Annotated in this window: 15 protein-coding genes and 1 pseudogene; 6 read left to right on the top strand and 10 right to left on the bottom strand. The window is 72.5% G+C overall.

Features of this window, described 5'->3' with window-relative positions; genetic code table 11:
• Positions 1-21: 21 nt before the first annotated feature.
• Positions 22-1509, bottom strand: a complete 1488-nt coding sequence (locus tag QE381_RS13200) for a CoA-acylating methylmalonate-semialdehyde dehydrogenase (RefSeq protein ID WP_307218854.1) — start codon at positions 1507-1509, stop codon at positions 22-24.
• 114 nt (positions 1510-1623) lie between these two features.
• Between QE381_RS13200 and QE381_RS13205 the strand changes: the two genes are divergently transcribed.
• The gene (locus QE381_RS13205; protein ID WP_307218855.1) at positions 1624-3393 is read left to right on the top strand and encodes a PucR family transcriptional regulator; all 1770 of its coding nucleotides are present in this window, start codon (positions 1624-1626) and stop codon (positions 3391-3393) included.
• 562 nt (positions 3394-3955) lie between these two features.
• Here the strand turns inward: QE381_RS13205 and QE381_RS13210 are convergent.
• From QE381_RS13210 to QE381_RS13230, 5 genes are all read right to left on the bottom strand, one after another.
• Positions 3956-5344 (bottom strand): FAD-binding oxidoreductase, encoded by a 1389-nt coding sequence (locus QE381_RS13210; RefSeq protein ID WP_307218857.1) that lies wholly within the window; start codon positions 5342-5344, stop codon positions 3956-3958.
• 147 nt (positions 5345-5491) lie between these two features.
• Positions 5492-6889: an NtaA/DmoA family FMN-dependent monooxygenase gene (locus QE381_RS13215; RefSeq protein WP_307218859.1), complete on the bottom strand. Its 1398-nt coding sequence runs from the start codon at positions 6887-6889 to the stop codon at positions 5492-5494.
• A 19-nt stretch (positions 6890-6908) separates the two neighbouring features.
• The gene (locus QE381_RS13220; RefSeq protein WP_307218862.1) at positions 6909-8090 is read right to left on the bottom strand and encodes an acyl-CoA dehydrogenase family protein; all 1182 of its coding nucleotides are present in this window, start codon (positions 8088-8090) and stop codon (positions 6909-6911) included.
• Complete coding sequence (locus QE381_RS13225) at positions 8087-9274, bottom strand: acyl-CoA dehydrogenase family protein (protein WP_307218864.1); 1188 nt, start codon at positions 9272-9274, stop codon at positions 8087-8089. Before QE381_RS13225 ends, QE381_RS13220 begins: the two co-directional genes overlap by 4 nt.
• Positions 9274-9630, bottom strand: a complete 357-nt coding sequence (locus QE381_RS13230; protein WP_307218866.1) for an ABC transporter permease subunit — start codon at positions 9628-9630, stop codon at positions 9274-9276. The genes QE381_RS13225 and QE381_RS13230 overlap by 1 nt, the downstream gene beginning before the upstream one ends.
• A 42-nt stretch (positions 9631-9672) precedes the next feature.
• On the opposite strand from QE381_RS13230, the gene QE381_RS13235 reads away from it, so the two are divergent.
• A complete protein-coding gene (locus tag QE381_RS13235) occupies positions 9673-9927 on the top strand; it encodes a hypothetical protein (RefSeq protein WP_307218868.1) in 255 nt (84 codons plus the stop codon).
• 10 nt (positions 9928-9937) lie between these two features.
• Here the strand turns inward: QE381_RS13235 and QE381_RS13240 are convergent, their stop codons facing one another.
• The 3 genes and pseudogenes from QE381_RS13240 to QE381_RS13250 all read right to left on the bottom strand — a co-directional run.
• On the bottom strand, positions 9938-10972 hold the full coding sequence (locus tag QE381_RS13240; protein WP_307220519.1) for a methionine ABC transporter ATP-binding protein: 1035 nt from the start codon (positions 10970-10972) through the stop codon (positions 9938-9940).
• Between the two features lie 89 nt (positions 10973-11061).
• The gene (locus tag QE381_RS13245) at positions 11062-11775 is read right to left on the bottom strand and encodes a MetQ/NlpA family ABC transporter substrate-binding protein (protein WP_307220522.1); all 714 of its coding nucleotides are present in this window, start codon (positions 11773-11775) and stop codon (positions 11062-11064) included.
• Positions 11720-12202 (bottom strand): annotated as a pseudogene (locus QE381_RS13250) (hypothetical protein); the annotation flags it as partial. The pseudogene QE381_RS13250 and the gene QE381_RS13245, both read right to left, overlap by 56 nt.
• Positions 12203-12247: 45 nt before the next feature.
• Here QE381_RS13250 and QE381_RS13255 point away from each other — a divergent pair.
• From QE381_RS13255 to QE381_RS13265, 3 genes are all read left to right on the top strand, one after another.
• A complete protein-coding gene (locus QE381_RS13255) occupies positions 12248-13834 on the top strand; it encodes a xylulokinase (RefSeq protein ID WP_307218870.1) in 1587 nt (528 codons plus the stop codon).
• 104 nt (positions 13835-13938) lie between these two features.
• Entirely contained in the window at positions 13939-15450 is a 1512-nt protein-coding gene (gene araA, locus QE381_RS13260; RefSeq protein ID WP_307218872.1) for an L-arabinose isomerase, read from the top strand.
• Complete coding sequence (locus tag QE381_RS13265) at positions 15450-16373, top strand: aldose 1-epimerase family protein (protein ID WP_307218874.1); 924 nt, start codon at positions 15450-15452, stop codon at positions 16371-16373. The genes araA and QE381_RS13265 overlap by 1 nt, the downstream gene beginning before the upstream one ends.
• Before the next feature lie 114 nt (positions 16374-16487).
• On the opposite strand, the gene QE381_RS13270 is transcribed toward QE381_RS13265, so the two are convergent.
• Entirely contained in the window at positions 16488-16682 is a 195-nt protein-coding gene (locus QE381_RS13270; RefSeq protein WP_307218876.1) for a hypothetical protein, read from the bottom strand.
• Positions 16683-16820: 138 nt separating this feature from the next.
• Here QE381_RS13270 and QE381_RS13275 point away from each other — a divergent pair, with 138 nt between their 5' ends.
• Complete coding sequence (locus QE381_RS13275; RefSeq protein ID WP_307218878.1) at positions 16821-17333, top strand: DUF5684 domain-containing protein; 513 nt, start codon at positions 16821-16823, stop codon at positions 17331-17333.
• The last annotated feature ends 46 nt before the right edge of the window (positions 17334-17379 follow it).

Genomic DNA, 17379 nt, shown 5'->3' on the forward strand with positions numbered 1-17379 from the left:
GTCTGCCTCCGAGAGCTCTGATCAGTGGTTGCTGGGGAAGCCGAGGTCGATCTGCGACTCGCTGGGCTCGGGCCAACGAGAGGTCACGACCTTGCTGCGGGTGTAGAAGTGCACCGACTCGGGACCGTAGATGTGCGAGTCGCCGAACAGCGAGTTGCGCCATCCGCCGAAAGAATACGCTCCGATCGGGACCGGGATCGGCACGTTCACCCCGACCATGCCCACCTCGATGTCGACCTCGAAGCTGCGCGCCGTGCGGCCGTCGCGGGTGAAGATCGCGGTGCCGTTCGCGAACGGGTTCGCGTTGATGAGCGCGACCGCCTCCTCGTAGCTCGCCACCCGAACGACCGAGAGCACGGGGCCGAAGATCTCCTCGTCGTACACCTTCATGCCGGGGCGGACGTGGTCGACCAGGCTCGTGCCGAGGAAGAACCCGTCGCCGGCGAACTCGGCCTCGGTGCCGTCGACGACGACCGTGGCGCCCTCGGCCGCGGCGCCTGCCACGTACGAGGCGACCTTGTCGCGGTGCTCGCGCGTGATGAGCGGCCCCATCTCGCTCGCGGGGTCGGTGCCCGGCCCGATCACGAGCGCGCGCATGCGCTCGGCGACCTTCGTCACGAGCGCGTCGGCCGTGGCCTCGCCCACCGCGACCAGCACCGAGACGGCCATGCAGCGCTCGCCCGCGGAGCCGTAGGCCGCGGAGACGGCGGCGTCGGCCGCGCCCTCGAGATCGGCGTCCGGCATGACGACCATGTGGTTCTTGGCCCCGCCGAGGGCCTGCACGCGCTTGCCCGCGGCGCTCGCGCGCTCGTAGATCGAGCGGGCCACGGGCGTCGAGCCGACGAAGCTCACGGCGCGCACATCGGGGGAGTCGAGCAGCGTGTCGACAGCGACCTTGTCGCCCTGCACGACGTTGAGCACGCCCGCGGGAAGGCCCGCCTCCTCGTACAGCTTCGCGATCGCGACCGCCGCGGAGGGGTCCTTCTCGCTCGGCTTCAGCACGACCGTGTTGCCGCAGGCGATGGCGGAGGCAGTCATCCACAGCGGCACCATGAGGGGGAAGTTGAACGGCGTGATGGCGGCGACGACGCCCACCGGCTGCTTCACCGAGTGCACGTCGACCCCGCGGGCGACCTGCTCGGAGTGCTCGCCCTTGAGCAGGTGCACGAGCCCCGCGGCGAACTCGACGTTCTCGAGGCCCCGGCTGATCTCGCCGGCGGCGTCCGAGAGCACCTTGCCGTGCTCGCTCGTGATGATCGCCGCCAGCTCGTCCTTGCGCTCCACGAGCAGCTGGCGCAGGCGGAAGAACACGTCCGCGCGCCGCACCAGGCCCGTCGCGCGCCAGGCCGGCAGCGCCGCCTTCGCCGCCGCGATCGCCTGCTCGACCTGTGCCGCGTCGGCGAGCACGACCTGCTTCGCGGCTTCTCCCGTCGCCGGATCGTAGACGGGCGCGGTGCGCGCCGCATCCCCCGTCTCCTCGCCCGCGATGTAGTGGCGGATCGTGGTCATAGCGGCCTCCGTATGCTGGATTCGGACAGAATGATCGAGACGTGCGTGGCACGTGAAGCCCAGCATCGCAGCAGCCGGAAGGGGAGTGGAGTGTCCGACCGTCGCGAAACCGGCATGATCCGGACAGAACGTCCGGACGCGGTGCAGCCGACCGTGCGCGACGTGCTCGGACTCGAGGTCCTGCGGGCGGGGATGCCGGACGTCGTCGCCGGGAGCGCGGGCCTCGACGCGCCCGTGCGATGGGTGCACGCCTCCGACAACCCCGACGTCCCCCGCCTGCTGGAGGGGAGCGAGCTCGTGCTCACGACCGGCTCGGCATGGCCGGAGGACGAGGACGCCCTCGCCGACCTCGCCGCGCGGTTCATCGCGGCGGATGTCGCGGGCATCGTGCTCGAGCTCGGCACGCGCTTCGCGGCGGTCCCGCCCGCCTTCGCCCGCACGGCCGAGGAACATGGCCTGCTCGTCGTCGCGCTGCACCGCGAGGTGCGGTTCGTCGCCGTCACGGAGGCGGTCCACGCGCGCATCATCGCCGCGCAGACGGCCGCGCTCGCCGCCCGCGACGAGGTCCGGGAACGGTTCACGGCGCTCGCACTGCGGGGAGCGCCGACCGACCACGTCGTGCGCCAGGCCTCCCAGACCCTCGGGTGCGGCGTCGTGCTCGAGGACCTCGCCCACCGGGTCGTCGTGGCCGCCTTCGCCGATGTCGCGGAGGAGGCGTCGCTCGAGGGCTGGGTCGAGCGTTCCCGTTGGGGGACCGATCTGGTCATCGTGCCGGTCGAGGCGCGGGGATCGCGATGGGGGCGCCTGATCGCCCTGCCGGGCCCGCCGCATCCCGCGGGGCGGCGCAGTGTGCTCGAACAGGCCGCCATCGCGCTCGCGATCGGCCGGCTGGCCGAGGGCGGCACCGCGGAGTGGGACCGCATGGGCCAGGGGCGGCTGCTCGACGCCCTGCTCGAGGGACGGTTCGCGCACGAGTCCGCCGTGTCGGCGCGTCTCGAGGCGGCGGGCCTCCCCGTGCACGGCCGGGTGCTCGTCGGCATCGCGCTGCGCCCGCCGGTCGAGGCAGCGGCGGTCGTCGCCGCCCTGCCGCCCGGCGCGCGGGCCATCGTCTCGGTCGGCGCCCAGGCGACGCTGGCGCTCGTGTCGTTGGCCGTGCCCGGTGCGGTGGGTGCGGTGGGGTCGGTCGGTTCGGTGGGGTTGGCGGGTTTGGCGGGTTCGCGGGGCTCGGCGGGGTTGGCGGGTTCGGCTGGGTTGGCGGGTTTGGCGGGTTCGGTCGGTTCGGCGGGTTCGGCTGGTTCAGCGGGGTTGGCGGGTTCGGTCGGTTTGGCGGGTTCGGGGGGTTCGCGGGGCTCGGCCGGGTTGGTCGGTTCGCGGGGTTCGCGGGGCTCGGTCGCTGCGCGGGGGTCGGCGAGTGGCGGCGGGGCGATGGACGCGGCTGCCGCCGGTCGGCTCGCCGCGATCGCCGGCGGCGTGGTGGCGATCGGGCGGGCAGCGGATGAGGTCGACGGCGGACTCGCATCGGTGCGCGAGGCCGCGGCGCTCGTGCAGGGCGGCGGAGAACGCATCCGGCGTGCCAACGACCGTCCGCTCTCGCGGCTGATCGGCGAGCTCGCGGGCGACCACCGGCTGCTCGCGCACGGGGAGCGCATGCTCGCGCCGCTCGTGGACCACGACCTCCGCCGCGGCGGAGACCTCATCGACGTGCTGGAGGCCCTGCTCGCCCACCCCGGAAATCGCACGGCGGCGGCCGCGGCATCCCATCTGTCCCGGTCTGTGTTCTACCAGCGGCTCGAACTCATCGAGCGGCTGCTCGGCGTCTCGCTCGAGGACGGCGAGACCCAGACCGCCCTGCACCTCGCGGTGCTCGCCCGGCGGCGCGCATAACTCATGCAGAATGCCCGGCCGACGGCCCGGAAGCCGCCCGACCGGCCGAATAGCCTGAGTTATGAACACCGGCGGGAGCGTGGCCGGTGGCCGGTGGCCGGTGGCCGGTGGCCGGCGGGTCGGCGGTGCTCCGCTCGGGAGGGGATGTCGGGTCCCGCTCGGGTGGTGTGTTGTCCGCAACTGCGGGGATTGTGGGTGACACGCGGTCTCGGGAGTGGTGTTCGCGGCGTGTCGTGCACGTTCCCCGCCGGACGGTGGGGGACTGGGGGACGGGGATGGGATGTCGGGTCCCGCTCGGGCGGGGATGTCGGGTCCCGCTCGGGTGGTGTGTTGTCCGCAACGGCGGGGATTGTGGGTGACACGCGGTCTTGGGAGTGGTGTTCGCGGCGTGTCGTGCACGATCCCCGCAGGACGGCCCCAGCCGAGGGCACGGCCCAGCCGAGGGTGCGGCCCCAGCCGAGGGCACGCCCCAGCCGAGCGCGGGAGCCGGACCGAGGGCGCGGCCGCAGCCGAGGGCCGGGCCCCGGCCGAGCGCGAGACCGAGCGACGCGCGCGGCCCCGGTCAGGAGTCGAAGCCCATCCCGAGCGCGTCGAGGGTCCGCAGCAGCGCGTTGCGGCGGCCTTCGGCGTGATCGGCACGGTCCATCGACCACCGCACGAGGTTGACGCCGACGGATGCGGCCGGCTCGGGCGGGAACGGCACCGGCCGCTCGTGCACCATCCGCAGTGCCGTGCGCTCGGTACGCTCACCCGACAGGAGATCGAGCATCGTGTCCGCCCCGAACCGGGACGCGCCCACCCCGAGCCCCGTGAACCCGGCGGCGTACGCGACGCGACCGCCGCGGGCCGTGCCGAAGAAGGCGCAGAACCGCGAGCACGAGTCGATCGCGCCCGCCCATCGGTGCGTGAACCGGATCCCCTCGAGCTGCGGGAACGTCGTCAGGAAGTGCGCGGCCAACGTGCGGAACGATGCCGGACGGTCCTCGTACCGTGCCCGCACCCGACCGCCCGGGTGGTAGACCGCGTCGTAGCCCCCGAACAGGATCCGCCCGTCCGCGGTCGGCCGGTAGTAGTGGAACTGGTTGGCGAGGTCGGCGACGCCCTGCCGTCCCTCCCAACCGATCTCGGCGTGCTGAGCCGCCGTCAGCGGCTCGGTCATGAGCACGTAGTCGTAGACCGGGACCGTCATGAGGCGGTTGCGCCGCAGCAGCGACGGGAAGACGTTCGTCGCCAGCGCGACCTGTGCCGCCCGCACCGCACCGTGCTCCGTGTGCACGCCGCCCTCGTCCAGACGTGCGACCCGGCTGTGCTCGAAGATCTCGACGCCGAGCTCTTCGGCGACGCGGGCGAGCTCGGCCGCGAGCTTCGCCGGGTGGACGAGCGCCGTGTCCTCCCGCTCCCAGGCGCCGGCGAGGTAGGTCGGCGAGTTCACGAGCGCGCGGGTGGCGTCCGCATCCAGGAAGCCCTCCTCGTCGGAGAGCCAGGCGATCTGGTGGGGCTCGACGGCGACCGAGAGCGTTCCCGTTCGCTCGAACTCCGCGTCCATCCCGTAGCGGGCGATCGTGTCGCCGATCGCGTCGAGGTTCGCACGGCCGAGCCGCTCCAGCTCGTCGAGCTCCTCGGGCCAGCGGCGGATGCCGTTCTCGTGCCCGTGCGTGAGGCTCGCCTCGCAGAACCCGCCGTTGCGGCCCGACGCCGCCCAGCCGACCGTGCGGGCCTCGAGCACGACGACGCGGCGCCCGGGATCACGCTCCTTCGCGCGGAGCGCGGTCCACAGCCCGGTGTAGCCGCCGCCGACCACGACGAGGTCGGCATCCACCTCACCGCGCAGCCGCGGTCGTTCGGGCCGGGCGAGGCCGTCGAGCCAGAACACGGCGTGCCGCGAGCCGGCGAGAGCGTGATCGACGGCGGATGCGGCGGGAGCATGACGCTCGAAGACCGTGGTGCCCACGGCTCTCACTTCCTGACGGGTGCGGGTCGGTGGCGGCGAGTCTATGCCCGCCGCGGCGGCTGCCGCATCAGGACATCTCGCCGGATCAGGCGCCGAGCGCCCCACATCCTCCTGCTGCGGCGAGATGTCCTGTTCCGGGCGTGTGCCTCAGGCGTTCGCGAACCGCAGCGGCGCCACCGGGACGTCGAGGTTCGCGCCGCCGCGGTACCGCCGTGCGGGGTGCGTCTCCGGCAGCGTCGGACCGGCGCCGAACAGGCGCTCGCGCAGCGTCGTCCCCTCGGACGGGCGGATGCGGCCGCGTCGCCGCAGCTCCGGCATGACCAGCTCGCCGAAGTCGCGCACGGTGTCGAACGAGTGGTACTGCCGCAGGTTGATGCCGTCGACGCCGTCCTCGTCGAGCCACCGCTCGATCTCGTCCGCGACGACGTCCGGCGTCCCCACGACGAAGTAGCGGTCCTCGCGCGCCGAGCGGAACGCGCGCAGCGTCTCGGCGACCGTCCGCTCCGGCGGCAGGCCGATCCGCTCCGGGTCGAGGCCGGCGGCGACCGCCGCCTGCCGCACGGTCCACTCGCCCGGGAAGGCGGGCAGGTCGAGCGGCACCGACGCGTGGGCGAGGATGCCGTCGAGCGAGGTGCGGCTGCGGTACAGCTCCCACTTCTCCGCCGCCTCGCGCTCGGTGCGGCCGACGACGACGCCCGCCTGCACGAGGAACCGGATGTCGCCGGCATCCCTGCCGTTCGCCGTCGCCGCCGCGCGCATCGCGTCCGCGTTGCGGCGGAAGTCCTCGGCCGTGCGGCCGCCCGTGAACACCACCTCGGCGTGACGTCCGGCGAAGGCCGTGCCCGCGGGGGAGCCGGTGGCCTGGAACAGCACGGGCGTGCGTTGCGGCGTGGGGGCGCACAGGTGCGGCCCCTTGACCGCGAAGCGCTCGCCCACGTGGTCGATGTAGCGCACCTTCGCGGGGTCGGCGTAGACGCCGCCGTCGCGATCGACGACCACGGCGTCGTCGTCCCACGAGCCCTCCCACAGCTTGTAGACGACGTCCAGGAACTCGTCGGCGATCTCGTATCGGGTGTCGTGCGGGATCTCCTCGGTGAGCCCGAAGTTGCGCGCCGCGTTGGGCAGGTACGAGGTCACGATGTTCCAGCCCACCCGGCCGCCCGTGAGCTGGTCGAGCGTCGACATGCGCCGGGCGAACGCGAAGGGCGGCTCGTAGCTGGTCGAGAACGTCACCCCGATCCCGATCGTCGGGGCCGCCTGGGCCAGCAGCGGCACCACCAGCAGCGGATCGTTCGACGGGATCTGCAGTCCCTCGCGCACCGCCGTCTCGGGTCCGTCGCGGAACGTGTCGTAGGCGCCGATCACGTCGGCGAGGAAGACGCCGTCGAAGCCGGCGTCGTCGACGATCGCGCCGAGCTCGCTCCAGTACGACGGCTCGCCGTAGCGGTGGCGGTTGTTGCCCGGCAGCGTCCACAGCCCGTGCGTGATGTGGCTCACCGTGTTCATCTCGAACAGGTTGAGGATCAGCCGCTTCTTCTCGGTCATCGTGCTCCTTGGTCCGCACTCATGCTTCCCCGACGCTCCACCAGGTCGCGACCGGCGCGCCGGTCAGCAGGTGGGCGCCGAGGTCTCTGGCCTTGTAGCGGGCGGGGTTGTGGGAGGCCAGCGTGCGCGCATTGCGCCAATGGCGGTCGAGGGCACGGTCCGCATCCAACGCGCTCGCCCCTCCCACCTCGAACAGGGATGTCGCCGCCTGCAGCGCGGCGGGCAGCACCACGAGCTGCGCCGAGGTGACGGCACGGCCCGCCGCCGCGATCGCGGTGCGGGCCCGCTCGTCGTCGCCCGCGCGGATGGCCGCGCTCGAGGCGTCGAGCGCCCGGCTCGCGGCGGCGAGCGCGGCGTCCGCGGAGAACGACAGCGCCGCGACGTCGCCGACGACCTCCTGCACGATCGGGTCCTCGCCCGGGGTCGGGCCCGAGGCGTGGCTGAACGTCCGCGTGCGCGCGCCGACGTAGGCGACCGCGTCGTCGAGCACGCCGCGTGCGATCCCCGCGGCCGCGGCCAGGAGCACGAGCTGCACGAACGAGCCGCCGTGGCTGAGCCTGCCGGCATCGCGGGGGAGCAGGTCGTCCTCCTCGACGCGGACACCGGTGAACACCGTCGTGCCGCTGCCGGTCATGCGCTGCCCGAAGCCCGACCAGTCGTCGAACCGTTCGACGCCCGGGGCGTCCGTGCGCACCAGCACGCCGATCTGCTCGCCCTCGTACTCGGCGAGCACCGAGACGAGATCGGCGAACAGCGTGCCGGTGCTGTAGAACTTGCGGCCGTCCAGCCGCAGGCCCGCCGCATCGCGGGTGACGGCGGTCGTGAGCGCGCCGACGGATGCCGGACCCCGCTCGAACGTCGCGTTGCCGTGGATCGCGCCTCCCGCCAGCAGCGCCAGCAGCCGGTCGCGACGGGCGCCGGGAGGCGCGTGCAGCACGCGGTCGGCGAACGAGAAGTGGGAGCGCAGCAGCTGTGCGAGGTTCGGATCGCGCCGGGCGAGCTCGGCGAGCAGCTCGAACAGCTCCGACGGGGCGGCGTCCTCGCCGCCGAACTCGCGCGGCAGGGTCACGCGCGTGAACCCGGATGCGCGCAGCAGCTCGACCTCGGCATACGGAAGTCGCCGTTCGCGCTCCCGCGCCACGGCGTCGCGCCCGACCTCGTCGAAGACGGAGCGGAAGCGGGTCGCGAGCGCCGCCGTCACGAGCGGGCCTCGGCCGGGGCGCCCGGAGCCGCCCACTGCGGGTGCTCCCCGGTGAGCTCGTACGCGCCGACCGCGCGCAGCCGCTGGGCGACGGGGTTGTGCGACGCGATCGTGCGCACGTTGCGCCAGTGCCGGTCCAGCCCGGCCGCGCGTGTCACGGCGCTCGCCCCGCCCACCTCGAACAGGCGGCTCGTCGCGGCCAGCACGAGCTCGCCGACGACGTGCTGGGCGCGGTACACCTCGAGCTCGACCTCCGCGAGCGGTGTCGCGTCGCCGAAGGCCGCCGCATCCGTTGCCGCCTCGAGGTCCGCGGCGAGGCCGATCACGACGCGCCTCGCGACGGATGCGGCCGCCGACACCTCGCCGACCACGTGCTGCACGAGCGGGTCCTCCCGCGGCGGCGTCTCGCCCGCGAAGCCGAACGTGCGCCGGCGGGGCACGACGAACGCCGCCGTGTCGCGCACCGCGCGCCGGCCGATGCCGGCGACCACAGCGAGCAGGCTCAGCTGGTAGATCGCGCCGATCGCACGCCGCCGGGCGGCGTCGGCGCCGCGGTCGCGGCGCTCGATCTCGCGGGGGTCGACGACGACCTGCTCGAACACCGTGGTGCCCGAGCCCGTCAGCGGCTGGCCGATCCCGTCCCAGTCGTCGACGATGCGCACCCCGGGTGCGTGCGCCGGCACGGCGAGCGAGACGCGCTCGTCGCCGTCGAGGGCCGCCACGTGGATCCAGTCGGCGTAGAGCGAGCCGGTCGTGTAGTGCTTCGTCCCGTCGAGCACGAGGGCACCGCCCTCGTGGCGGAGCGACGTGCGCAGCTCGGCCGTCTCCTGACGCTCCGAGAAGGCGTTGCCGACCACCTGGCCCGCCGCGATCCGCGGCGCCCATCGCGACGCCTCCGCCGTGCCCCAGCCGTCCAGCCGCAGCCCCTCGACGAACGCGATGTGCCCGCGCCAGACGTGCGCGAGGTTCGAGTCGGTCTCGGCGAGCTCCACGAGCCGGGTGAACAGCTCCGCCAGCGAGCGGTCCTCGCCGCCCCGATCGCGCGGCAGCCGGATGGCACCGAACCGCAGCAGGCGCAGCTCGTCCATCGCGTCGAACAGCAGGGTGTGGTCGCGTTCGCGGTCGGCGGCGCCGTCGTACCAGCGCTCGAGGAACCCGCGCCAGCGTGCGCGTGCGGCATCCATCAGTGCATCACCTTCTTCGCGACCCAGTTGCCCAGCCACTGCGCGAGCTGCACGAGCACGATGAGGACGACGACGATCACCAGGATCACGAACCAGTCGAAGCGCTGGTAGCCGTACTTGATCGCGAGGTCGCCGAGACCGCCGCCGCCGATCGCGCCCGCGACCGCCGTCGTGTCCACGAGCGCGACCACGATGTAGGTGAGGCCGAGCGCGAGCGGGCCGAGCGACTCGGGCACGACGATCGTGAAGAGGATGCGCGCGGGTCCGGCGCCCATCGCCTTCCCGGCCTCGACCGCGCCGGGGTCGACGGCGACCAGGTTCGACTCGACGACGCGGGCGATGGCCGCGGCCGCCACGATCGACAGCGGGACGGTCGCCGGGAGGGGGCCGATGGCGCGGTGCCGGCGATCAGCCGGGTGAAGGGGATGATCGACACGGCCAGGATGATGAACGGGATCGGCCGCACGACGTTGATCACGAGGTTGAGGACGAAGAAGACGACCCGGTTGCCGAGCAGGTTGCCCGGCCGCGTCGCGTACAGCAGCACGCCGAGCAGGACCCCCACGATGCTGGCGATGACGAACGAGACGGTCACCATCAGCAGGGTCTCGAACAGCGCCCGCGAGATGCGCGGGAGCAGGGCGTCGAAGTAGTCGGCATCCATCAGCGGGCTCCCTCGAGGTCGGTGAGCTCCGCGCTCTCGCGCAGCTCGGCGATCGCGCGATCGACGTTCTCCTCCGTGCCCAGCAGCTCGACGGTGAGGCTGCCGAACAGGCGCGACTGCAGCTCGTCGACCCCGCCGTAGACGATGTTGAGGTCGATGTCGTGCCGACGCGCGACCCGGGACAGGAACGGGTCGTTCGAGGCGCGGTTCTCGACGTGCAGCTGCACGAGACGGCCCGTGTGCACGGCCCGGATGCGCTCGATCGTGTCGGCTCCCGGCAGGTGGTGCAGGACCGAGCCGACGAAGCGGCGGGTCGTCGGATGCTGCGGGTGCGCGAACACGTCGTACACGGTGCCCCGCTCGACCACGGCGCCGCTCTGCATGACCGCGACCTTGTCGGCGATCGCGCGGACGACATCCATCTCGTGGGTCACGACGAGGATCGTGACGCCGCGTTCGCGGTTGACCCGCCGCAGCAGGTCGAGGACCTCGCGGGTGGTCTGCGGATCGAGGGCGCTCGTGGCCTCGTCGCTGATCAGCACGTCGGGACGGTTGGCCAGCGCCCGCGCGATGCCGACCCGCTGCTTCTGGCCGCCGGAGAGCTGCGAGGGGTAGGCCAGCGCCTTGTCGGTGAGGCCCACGAAGTCGAGCAGCTCCTCGACGCGGTCCAGGATCTCCGCCGCCGGGACGCCCGCGAGCCGCAGCGGATACGCGATGTTCTTGTACACGGTGCGCGAGCGCAGCAGGTTGAACTGCTGGAACACCATGCCGATGCGCTGTCGCGCCCGGCCGAGCGCGGGCCCCGAGAGCTCGGACACGACCTGGTCGCCCACGACCACCCGTCCGCTCGTCGGTCGCTCGAGGGCGTTCACGGTCCGCAGCAGCGTGGACTTGCCCGCGCCGGAGTATCCGACGATGGCGTGGATGTCGCCGGCATCGACCGTGAGGGAGACGTCGCGCAGCGCGTCCAGCGTCTTTCCCGTGGATGTCGTGAAGGTCTTCGAGACGTGCTCGAAGCGGACGGCGGTGCTCATGGTCCTCCCAGGGACGGACAGGGGCCGTGGGGCCGGGGCGAATCGTGTCCGCCCCGGCCCCACGGCATCCGGGTGATGGTCGTTCGCGGCTACTTGTTGGCCGCCGCGGACTTCTCGAGCTCCGCGAGCTTGCTGCGCAGCGTCTCGACCGGGACGTCGACGAGCACGGTCGAGCCCTTGTCCTCCTTCTCGAGCGCCGCGGCCGCGCGCGGGTCGGCGTAGGCCTCCTTGAGGATCGCCCAGGCCGGGTCGTCGGCGTTGTCCGCGCGGCTGGCGACGACGTTGATATAGGGCAGGTTCTTCGCGTCGAGCGAGTCGTCGAGGTAGAGCGCGTCCTTGGTCGTGATGCCCTGCGAGGGGTCGAAGTAGGAGGTGCCCACGACGACGGCCGACAGGCTCGGGTCGGTGAACTGCTGCGGGATGGTCTTCGCCGCGATCGGGGTGAACCGGAGGTTCTTCGGGTTGCTGGTGACGTCGTCCACCGTGGGGAAGTCGCCCGCCGACGGCGAGAGGCCGATGAGCCCGGCGGAAGCCAGGATGTTGAGCGCGCGGCCCCCGTTCGAGGGGTCGTCCGGGATCGCGATCGCGCCGCCGTCCGGGATGTCGGCGATGTTCTTCAGCGTCGAGGAGAAGATGCCCCACTGCGTGATGATCGTCGAGAAGACCGGCGTGAGGGTCGCGTTGTTCTTCGCATTGAAGGTTCGACAGGTAGAGCACGTGCTGGAAGGCGTTCCCGTCGACGTTGCCCGCCACGAGCTCCGTGTTCGGGAGCACCCAGTCGTCGACGTTGACCCATTCGACATCCAGGCCCTTCTCGGCCGCGATGTCCTTGATCGCGGTCTGGAAGTCCTTGTCCTCGCTGACCGCGATGCGCAGGTGGAGCCGGCTGCCGTCGGCCGCGGCCTGGGACGCGCCGCCGCCGCTGATGGACGTGACGATCGCGACGACGCCGACGACGACGGCGACCACGACGACCGCGCCGATGGCGAGGAGGATGTTGCGGCGGCGTTTGCCGGCCGACTCGACGGCGGAGCGGAGATCGCTCTTCTCGGGCTGCTGTTCGGACATGGGATTCCTCTCGTGGGGTGCACGGCGGCGCAGGGTTCGGCGCCGTGCACCATTGGGCCATGCGGCGCCGGCGCCCTCCAGCGGGAGTGTCATCCGACGTTGCGCGGCGTCATCCGGCGTCATGAGAACGGGCTGCGGGAGATCGCGTGTGACCGGTAACATTCCAGGGATGGCGCGGCGGAGCGCCGCACGTGGAGGGAGCCACCCATGACCCCGGACAGCGACGCCCAGGCGATCATCACGGGACGCACGGCGCTCGGCATCGAGCTCGGATCGACCCGCATCAAGGCGTGTCTCGTGGCCGCCGACGACCCCGCCGTCGTGCTGGCCGTCGGCGCGCACGAGTGGGAGAACGAGCTGGTCGACGGCACGTGGACGTACGCGATGGAGGACGTCTGGCACGGCCTCCGCGCCGCCTACGCCGATCTGGCCGCCGACGCGCGACGCCGACACGGCGTCGCGTTCGTCGCCCCCGGGGCGCTCGGGGTCTCGGCCATGATGCACGGCTACCTCGCGCTCGACGCGGACGGCGAGCCGCTCGTCCCGTTCCGCACGTGGCGCAACACCTCGACCGGGGCCGCCGCGGCCGAGCTCAGCGGGCTGTTCGGCGTCAACATCCCGCTGCGGTGGTCGATCGCGCACTACCGTCAGGCCGTGCTCGACGCCGAGCCGCACGTCTCCGCCGTCCGGCGGCTCACGACGCTCGCCGGCCACGTGCACGCGCGCCTCACGGGCGAGCACGTCCTCGGGATCGGCGACGCGTCGGGGATGTTCCCGATCGACCCGGCGACACGCGACTACGACGCCGCGCTGCTCGAGCGGTTCGATGCGCTCACGCCGGGCGGCGACATCCGCTCGCTCCTGCCCGAGGTGCGCGTGGCGGGCCAGCCCGGCGGCACCCTGACGGCCCAGGGGGCCGCCCTGCTCGACCCCACCGGGGCGCTGCCGGCGGGCATCGTGTGCTGTCCGCCGGAGGGGGATGCCGGAACCGGCATGGTCGCGACCGGCGCCGTCGCGCCGCGCACCGGCAACGTCTCGGCGGGGACGAGCATCTTCGCGATGGTCGTGCTGGAGCGGCCGCTCGCCGCGGCGCACGAGGAGCTCGACGTCGTCACGACGCCGGTCGGCGACCCCGTCGCGATGGTGCACTGCAACAACGGAGCGAGCGAGCTCGCCGCCTGGGCGGGGGTGTTCGGGCGGTTCGCGGCCGCATCCGGGACCGCGCTGAGCCCGGACGCCGTGTTCGACACGCTCTTCGCCGAGGCGCTGGACGGGGAGTCCGATGCAGGCGGGCTCCTCGCGTACAACCACCTCGCGGGGGAGCCGATCGCCGGGCTCGCGGAGGGGCGGCCGCTCGTCGTGCGCACGCCGGGCTCGGAGCTCACGCTCGCGAACCTCATGCGTGCGCAGCTCTACGGCGTCTTCGGCACGCTGAGCCTCGGGATGCGGGTGCTCGAGGCCGAGGGTGTGGCGATCGACGCGATGTATGCCCATGGCGGCATGTTCCGGACGGCGGGCGCGGCGCAGCGGTTCCTCGCGGCCGCGATCGATGCGCCGGTCGCGGTCGCGGCCACCGCCGGCGAGGGCGGGGCGTGGGGCATCGCGGTGCTCGCCGCGTTCGTGCGCGAGGCGCCGGGCGGGGACCTCGCCGCCTACCTCCGCGACGCGGTCTTCGGCGGCGCGGCGTTCGGGGTCGTCGAGCCGGACGCGGGGGACGTCGCCGGCTACGCCCGCTACCTCGAGCGCTACCGCGCCGGGCTCGCGATCGAGTCCGCCGCCGTCGCCGCCCTCTGACCTCGCCCCCGCTGAGGTCAGGGTGGGGCACGGAGGGTGTGGCGCGGCCGGACGTGTGAACGGTAACATCGAGCGGACGCTGCGCCGCGAGACGAGGAACGACGATGACCCGAACCCCCCTGACCACCGCGCTCGACGGATACGAGGTCTGGTTCGCCACCGGCAGCCAGCACCTCTACGGCGAGGAGACCCTCCGCCAGGTCGCCGAGCAGTCCCAGCAGGTCGTCGCCGGACTCACGGGCCTGCCCGTCACGGTCGTGTGGAAGCCCGTGCTCACGGATGCCGACGGCATCCGCCGGCTCGCCCTCGAGGCGAACTCGGACGACCGCGTGATCGGCGTCATGGCGTGGATGCACACCTTCAGTCCGGCCAAGATGTGGATCGGCGGGCTCGACGCGCTGCGCAAGCCGCTGCTGCACCTGCACACGCAGGCGAACGTCGCGCTGCCGTGGGCCGACATCGACTTCGACTTCATGAACCTCAACCAGGCCGCCCACGGCGACCGCGAGTTCGGGTACATCCAGTCACGCCTCGGCATCGCCCGCAAGACCGTCGTCGGGCACGTGTCGAACCCCGAGGTGCGCCGCCAGATCGAGGACTGGCAGCGTGCGGCCGCGGGCTGGCAGGCCTCCCGCACGCTCAAGCTCGCCCGCTTCGGCGACAACATGCGCTACGTCGCCGTCACCGAGGGCGACAAGACCGAGGCCGAGCTGCGCTTCGGCGTGCAGGTGAACACCTGGGGCGTCAACGAGCTGGCGGATGCGGTGGCGGATGTCGCGGCCTCCGACGTCGACGCGCTCGTGGCCGAGTACGAGGACCTCTACGACGTGGTGCCCGAGCTGCGACGAGGCGGTGAGCGTCACGCCAGCCTGCGGGACGGCGCGGCCATCGAGCTCGGCCTGCGCTCGTTCCTGGAGACGGGCGGCTTCGGCGCCTTCACGACCAGCTTCGAGGACCTGGGGGCGCTGCGGCAGCTGCCGGGCCTGGGCGTCCAGCGCCTCATGGCCGAGGGCTACGGGTTCGGCGCGGAGGGCGACTGGAAGACCGCGATGCTCGTGCGCATCGCGAACGTCATGGGGGCGGGCCTGCCCGGCGGGGCGAGCCTCATGGAGGACTACACCTACGACCTCGTCGAGGGCGACGAGAAGATCCTCGGCGCTCACATGCTCGAGGTCTCGCCCTCGCTCACGTCCGAGCGCCCCCGGCTCGAGATCCACCCGCTCGGGATCGGCGGCAAGGACGACCCGGTCCGCCTCGTCTTCACCGCCGACCCGGGCCCCGCGCTGGTCGTGGCGATGAGCGACATGCGCGACCGCTTCCGGCTCGTCGCGAACGTCGTCGAGAACGTGGATGCGCCCGACCTGCCGCGACTGCCCGTCGGTCGCGCCGTCTGGAAGCCGCAGCCGGACTTCGCGACCTCCGCCGCGTGCTGGCTGGAGGCCGGCGCCGCCCACCACACCGTCATGACCACCGCGGTCGGGGTCGAGGTCTTCCGCGACTTCGCCGAGATGGCCGCGACCGAGCTCGTCGTGATCGACGAGTCGACCACCGTGCGGGGGTTCCGTGACGAGCTCCGCTGGAACCAGGCGTACTACCGTCTGGCGCGGGGCCTGTGATGTCGGCGCTGTCGGGCACGCAGCATCTTCTTCGCGCGGGCGACTACGAGGCATCCATCGCGAGCGTCGGCGCCAGCCTGCGCTCGCTCACGCACGCGGGTCGCGACCTGGTCGTGCCGTTCGCGGCCGACCAGGTGCGCCCGGCCTATCGCGGGGCGACGCTCGTGCCGTGGCCCAACCGCGTCGTCGACGGCCGCTACTGCTTCGGCGGCGCCGAGCACCAGCTCGCCCTCACCGAGCCGTCCCGGCGGCACGCCCTGCACGGGCTCGGCGTCTGGCTCGACTTCGAGGCGGTCGACAAGGGTGCCGACAACGTCGAGCTGCATGCCGTGATCGAGGCGCAGTCGGGCTACCCCTGGCGGCTCGGCGTCTGGACGCGGTTCTGGCTCGGGCCCGAGGGGCTGCGTCAGACCGTGCGCGCCGAGAACCTGTCGGCCGAGCCTGCGCCCTTCGGCACCGGTCCGCATCCATATCTCGTGGCGGGTCCCTCGCCCCTGGACGACTGGACGCTCGAGCTGCCGGCGGCATCCGTGTTCCACACGACGGAGGATCGCCTGCTCCCGACCCGCCTCGCTCCGGTCGACGCCGACGACCCGGCGCGCTTCGACTTCCGCATGCCCCGGCCCATCGGCGCCGCCGAGATCGATCACGCCTTCACCGGGCTCAGCGCGCACCGGGTCACGGTCCTCGACCCGACCGGCACGGGGGTCGCGATCGAATGGGATGCGGCCTGCCCCTGGGTGCAGGTGCACACCGCCGATCTGCCCGGTGGCGGCGCCGGCAACCGCGCCGGCCTCGCGGTCGAGCCCATGACCTGCGCCCCGGACGCCTTCAACCAGGCGCGGTACGACCTCGACCTGGGGCTCGTGGTCATCCACCCCGGCGAGACGGTCGAGGCGAGCTGGCTGATCGCCGCCCGCTGACGCCGACCCGGATGCGTCGGCCCGCTCCGGCCGCATCCGCAGGCGACAAAGAGCCCCGGAGTCCGGCTCCGAGGCCCTTCGGTCCGACGGCGGCTCTCGGGTCCGCCCGGTCGATCAGTCGCGCAGCTTCTCCTTGAGATCGTTGCGCGCCTCGACCCGGTCCTTGTCGGCTTCGGCCTTCTTGACCTCGGCGTCCGCCTTCACCTCGTCGACCTTGTCGCCGATGCGGTCCTTCGCGTCCTCGAAACCCTCCTTGACCTTGCGGCCGGCGGTCTCGGCGACTTCCTTCGCGTCATCGATGAAACCCATGTCGTGCTCCTCTCGTGAACAGCTGTGCGTCGACGCTACGTCGTCCACCGCGGGAGACGGCGGGGGTTGCACGATCGGGACACGATTGGTAGACCGAGAAGTCTCTGCCTTCGGGGCGCCGACCCCGATACCCGGAGCATGTGCGTCGAGACGACGATGCTCCCGCCGCGCGACGCCACCGGCATCGAGGTGCCCGACGAGGTCGTCGAGCCGCTCGGCGGCGGAGGCGCCGCATCCGGCCGTTCCCCTACGATGAGCGGCATGACGACCTTCGCCGGCATCACCGAACAGGCCGACCTCAGCGCTCTCTCCGGGGTGACGGGATGGTTCTCCCTCTCGATCTACATCCTCACGGTGATCGCGCTGTGGCGCGTGTTCGAGAAGGCGGGCTGGCCCGGTGTCCTCGCGATCGTCCCGATCGTGAACCTGTTCATCCTCGTCAAGATCGCCGGCTTCTCGGCGTGGCTCACGCTGCTGTACATCATCCCGATCGTGAACCTCGTGCTCTCGATCATCGTCGCGATCCGGGTGGGGCGCGGGTTCGGCAAGGACGGGGCGTTCTCGTTCTTCCTGTTGTGGATCCCCGCTCTGCAGGTCATCGGCTACGCGATCATCGGATTCGGGCGGGCGACCTACACCAAGCCCGTCTGATCTTCACGGAGGTCCCTCCGACCCCGGGCAGTAAAGTCGGTAGGAG

It is taken from the genome of Microbacterium sp. SORGH_AS_0888 (genome assembly GCF_030818905.1).
Lineage (GTDB): Bacteria > Actinomycetota > Actinomycetes > Actinomycetales > Microbacteriaceae > Microbacterium.

Coding starts and splice junctions, on each gene's coding strand:
- QE381_RS13200 (WP_307218854.1), bottom strand. CDS start 1,509: ATGACCACGATCCGCCACTACATCGCGGGCGAGGAGACGGGGGATGCG.
- QE381_RS13205 (WP_307218855.1), top strand. CDS start 1,624: ATGATCCGGACAGAACGTCCGGACGCGGTGCAGCCGACCGTGCGCGAC.
- QE381_RS13215 (WP_307218859.1), bottom strand. CDS start 6,889: ATGACCGAGAAGAAGCGGCTGATCCTCAACCTGTTCGAGATGAACACG.
- QE381_RS13225 (WP_307218864.1), bottom strand. CDS start 9,274: ATGGATGCCGCACGCGCACGCTGGCGCGGGTTCCTCGAGCGCTGGTAC.
- QE381_RS13240 (WP_307220519.1), bottom strand. CDS start 10,972: ATGAGCACCGCCGTCCGCTTCGAGCACGTCTCGAAGACCTTCACGACA.
- QE381_RS13245 (WP_307220522.1), bottom strand. CDS start 11,775: ATGTCGAATGGGTCAACGTCGACGACTGGGTGCTCCCGAACACGGAGC.
- QE381_RS13255 (WP_307218870.1), top strand. CDS start 12,248: ATGACCCCGGACAGCGACGCCCAGGCGATCATCACGGGACGCACGGCG.
- araA (WP_307218872.1), top strand. CDS start 13,939: ATGACCCGAACCCCCCTGACCACCGCGCTCGACGGATACGAGGTCTGG.
- QE381_RS13265 (WP_307218874.1), top strand. CDS start 15,450: ATGTCGGCGCTGTCGGGCACGCAGCATCTTCTTCGCGCGGGCGACTAC.
- QE381_RS13270 (WP_307218876.1), bottom strand. CDS start 16,682: ATGGGTTTCATCGATGACGCGAAGGAAGTCGCCGAGACCGCCGGCCGC.
- QE381_RS13275 (WP_307218878.1), top strand. CDS start 16,821: ATGTGCGTCGAGACGACGATGCTCCCGCCGCGCGACGCCACCGGCATC.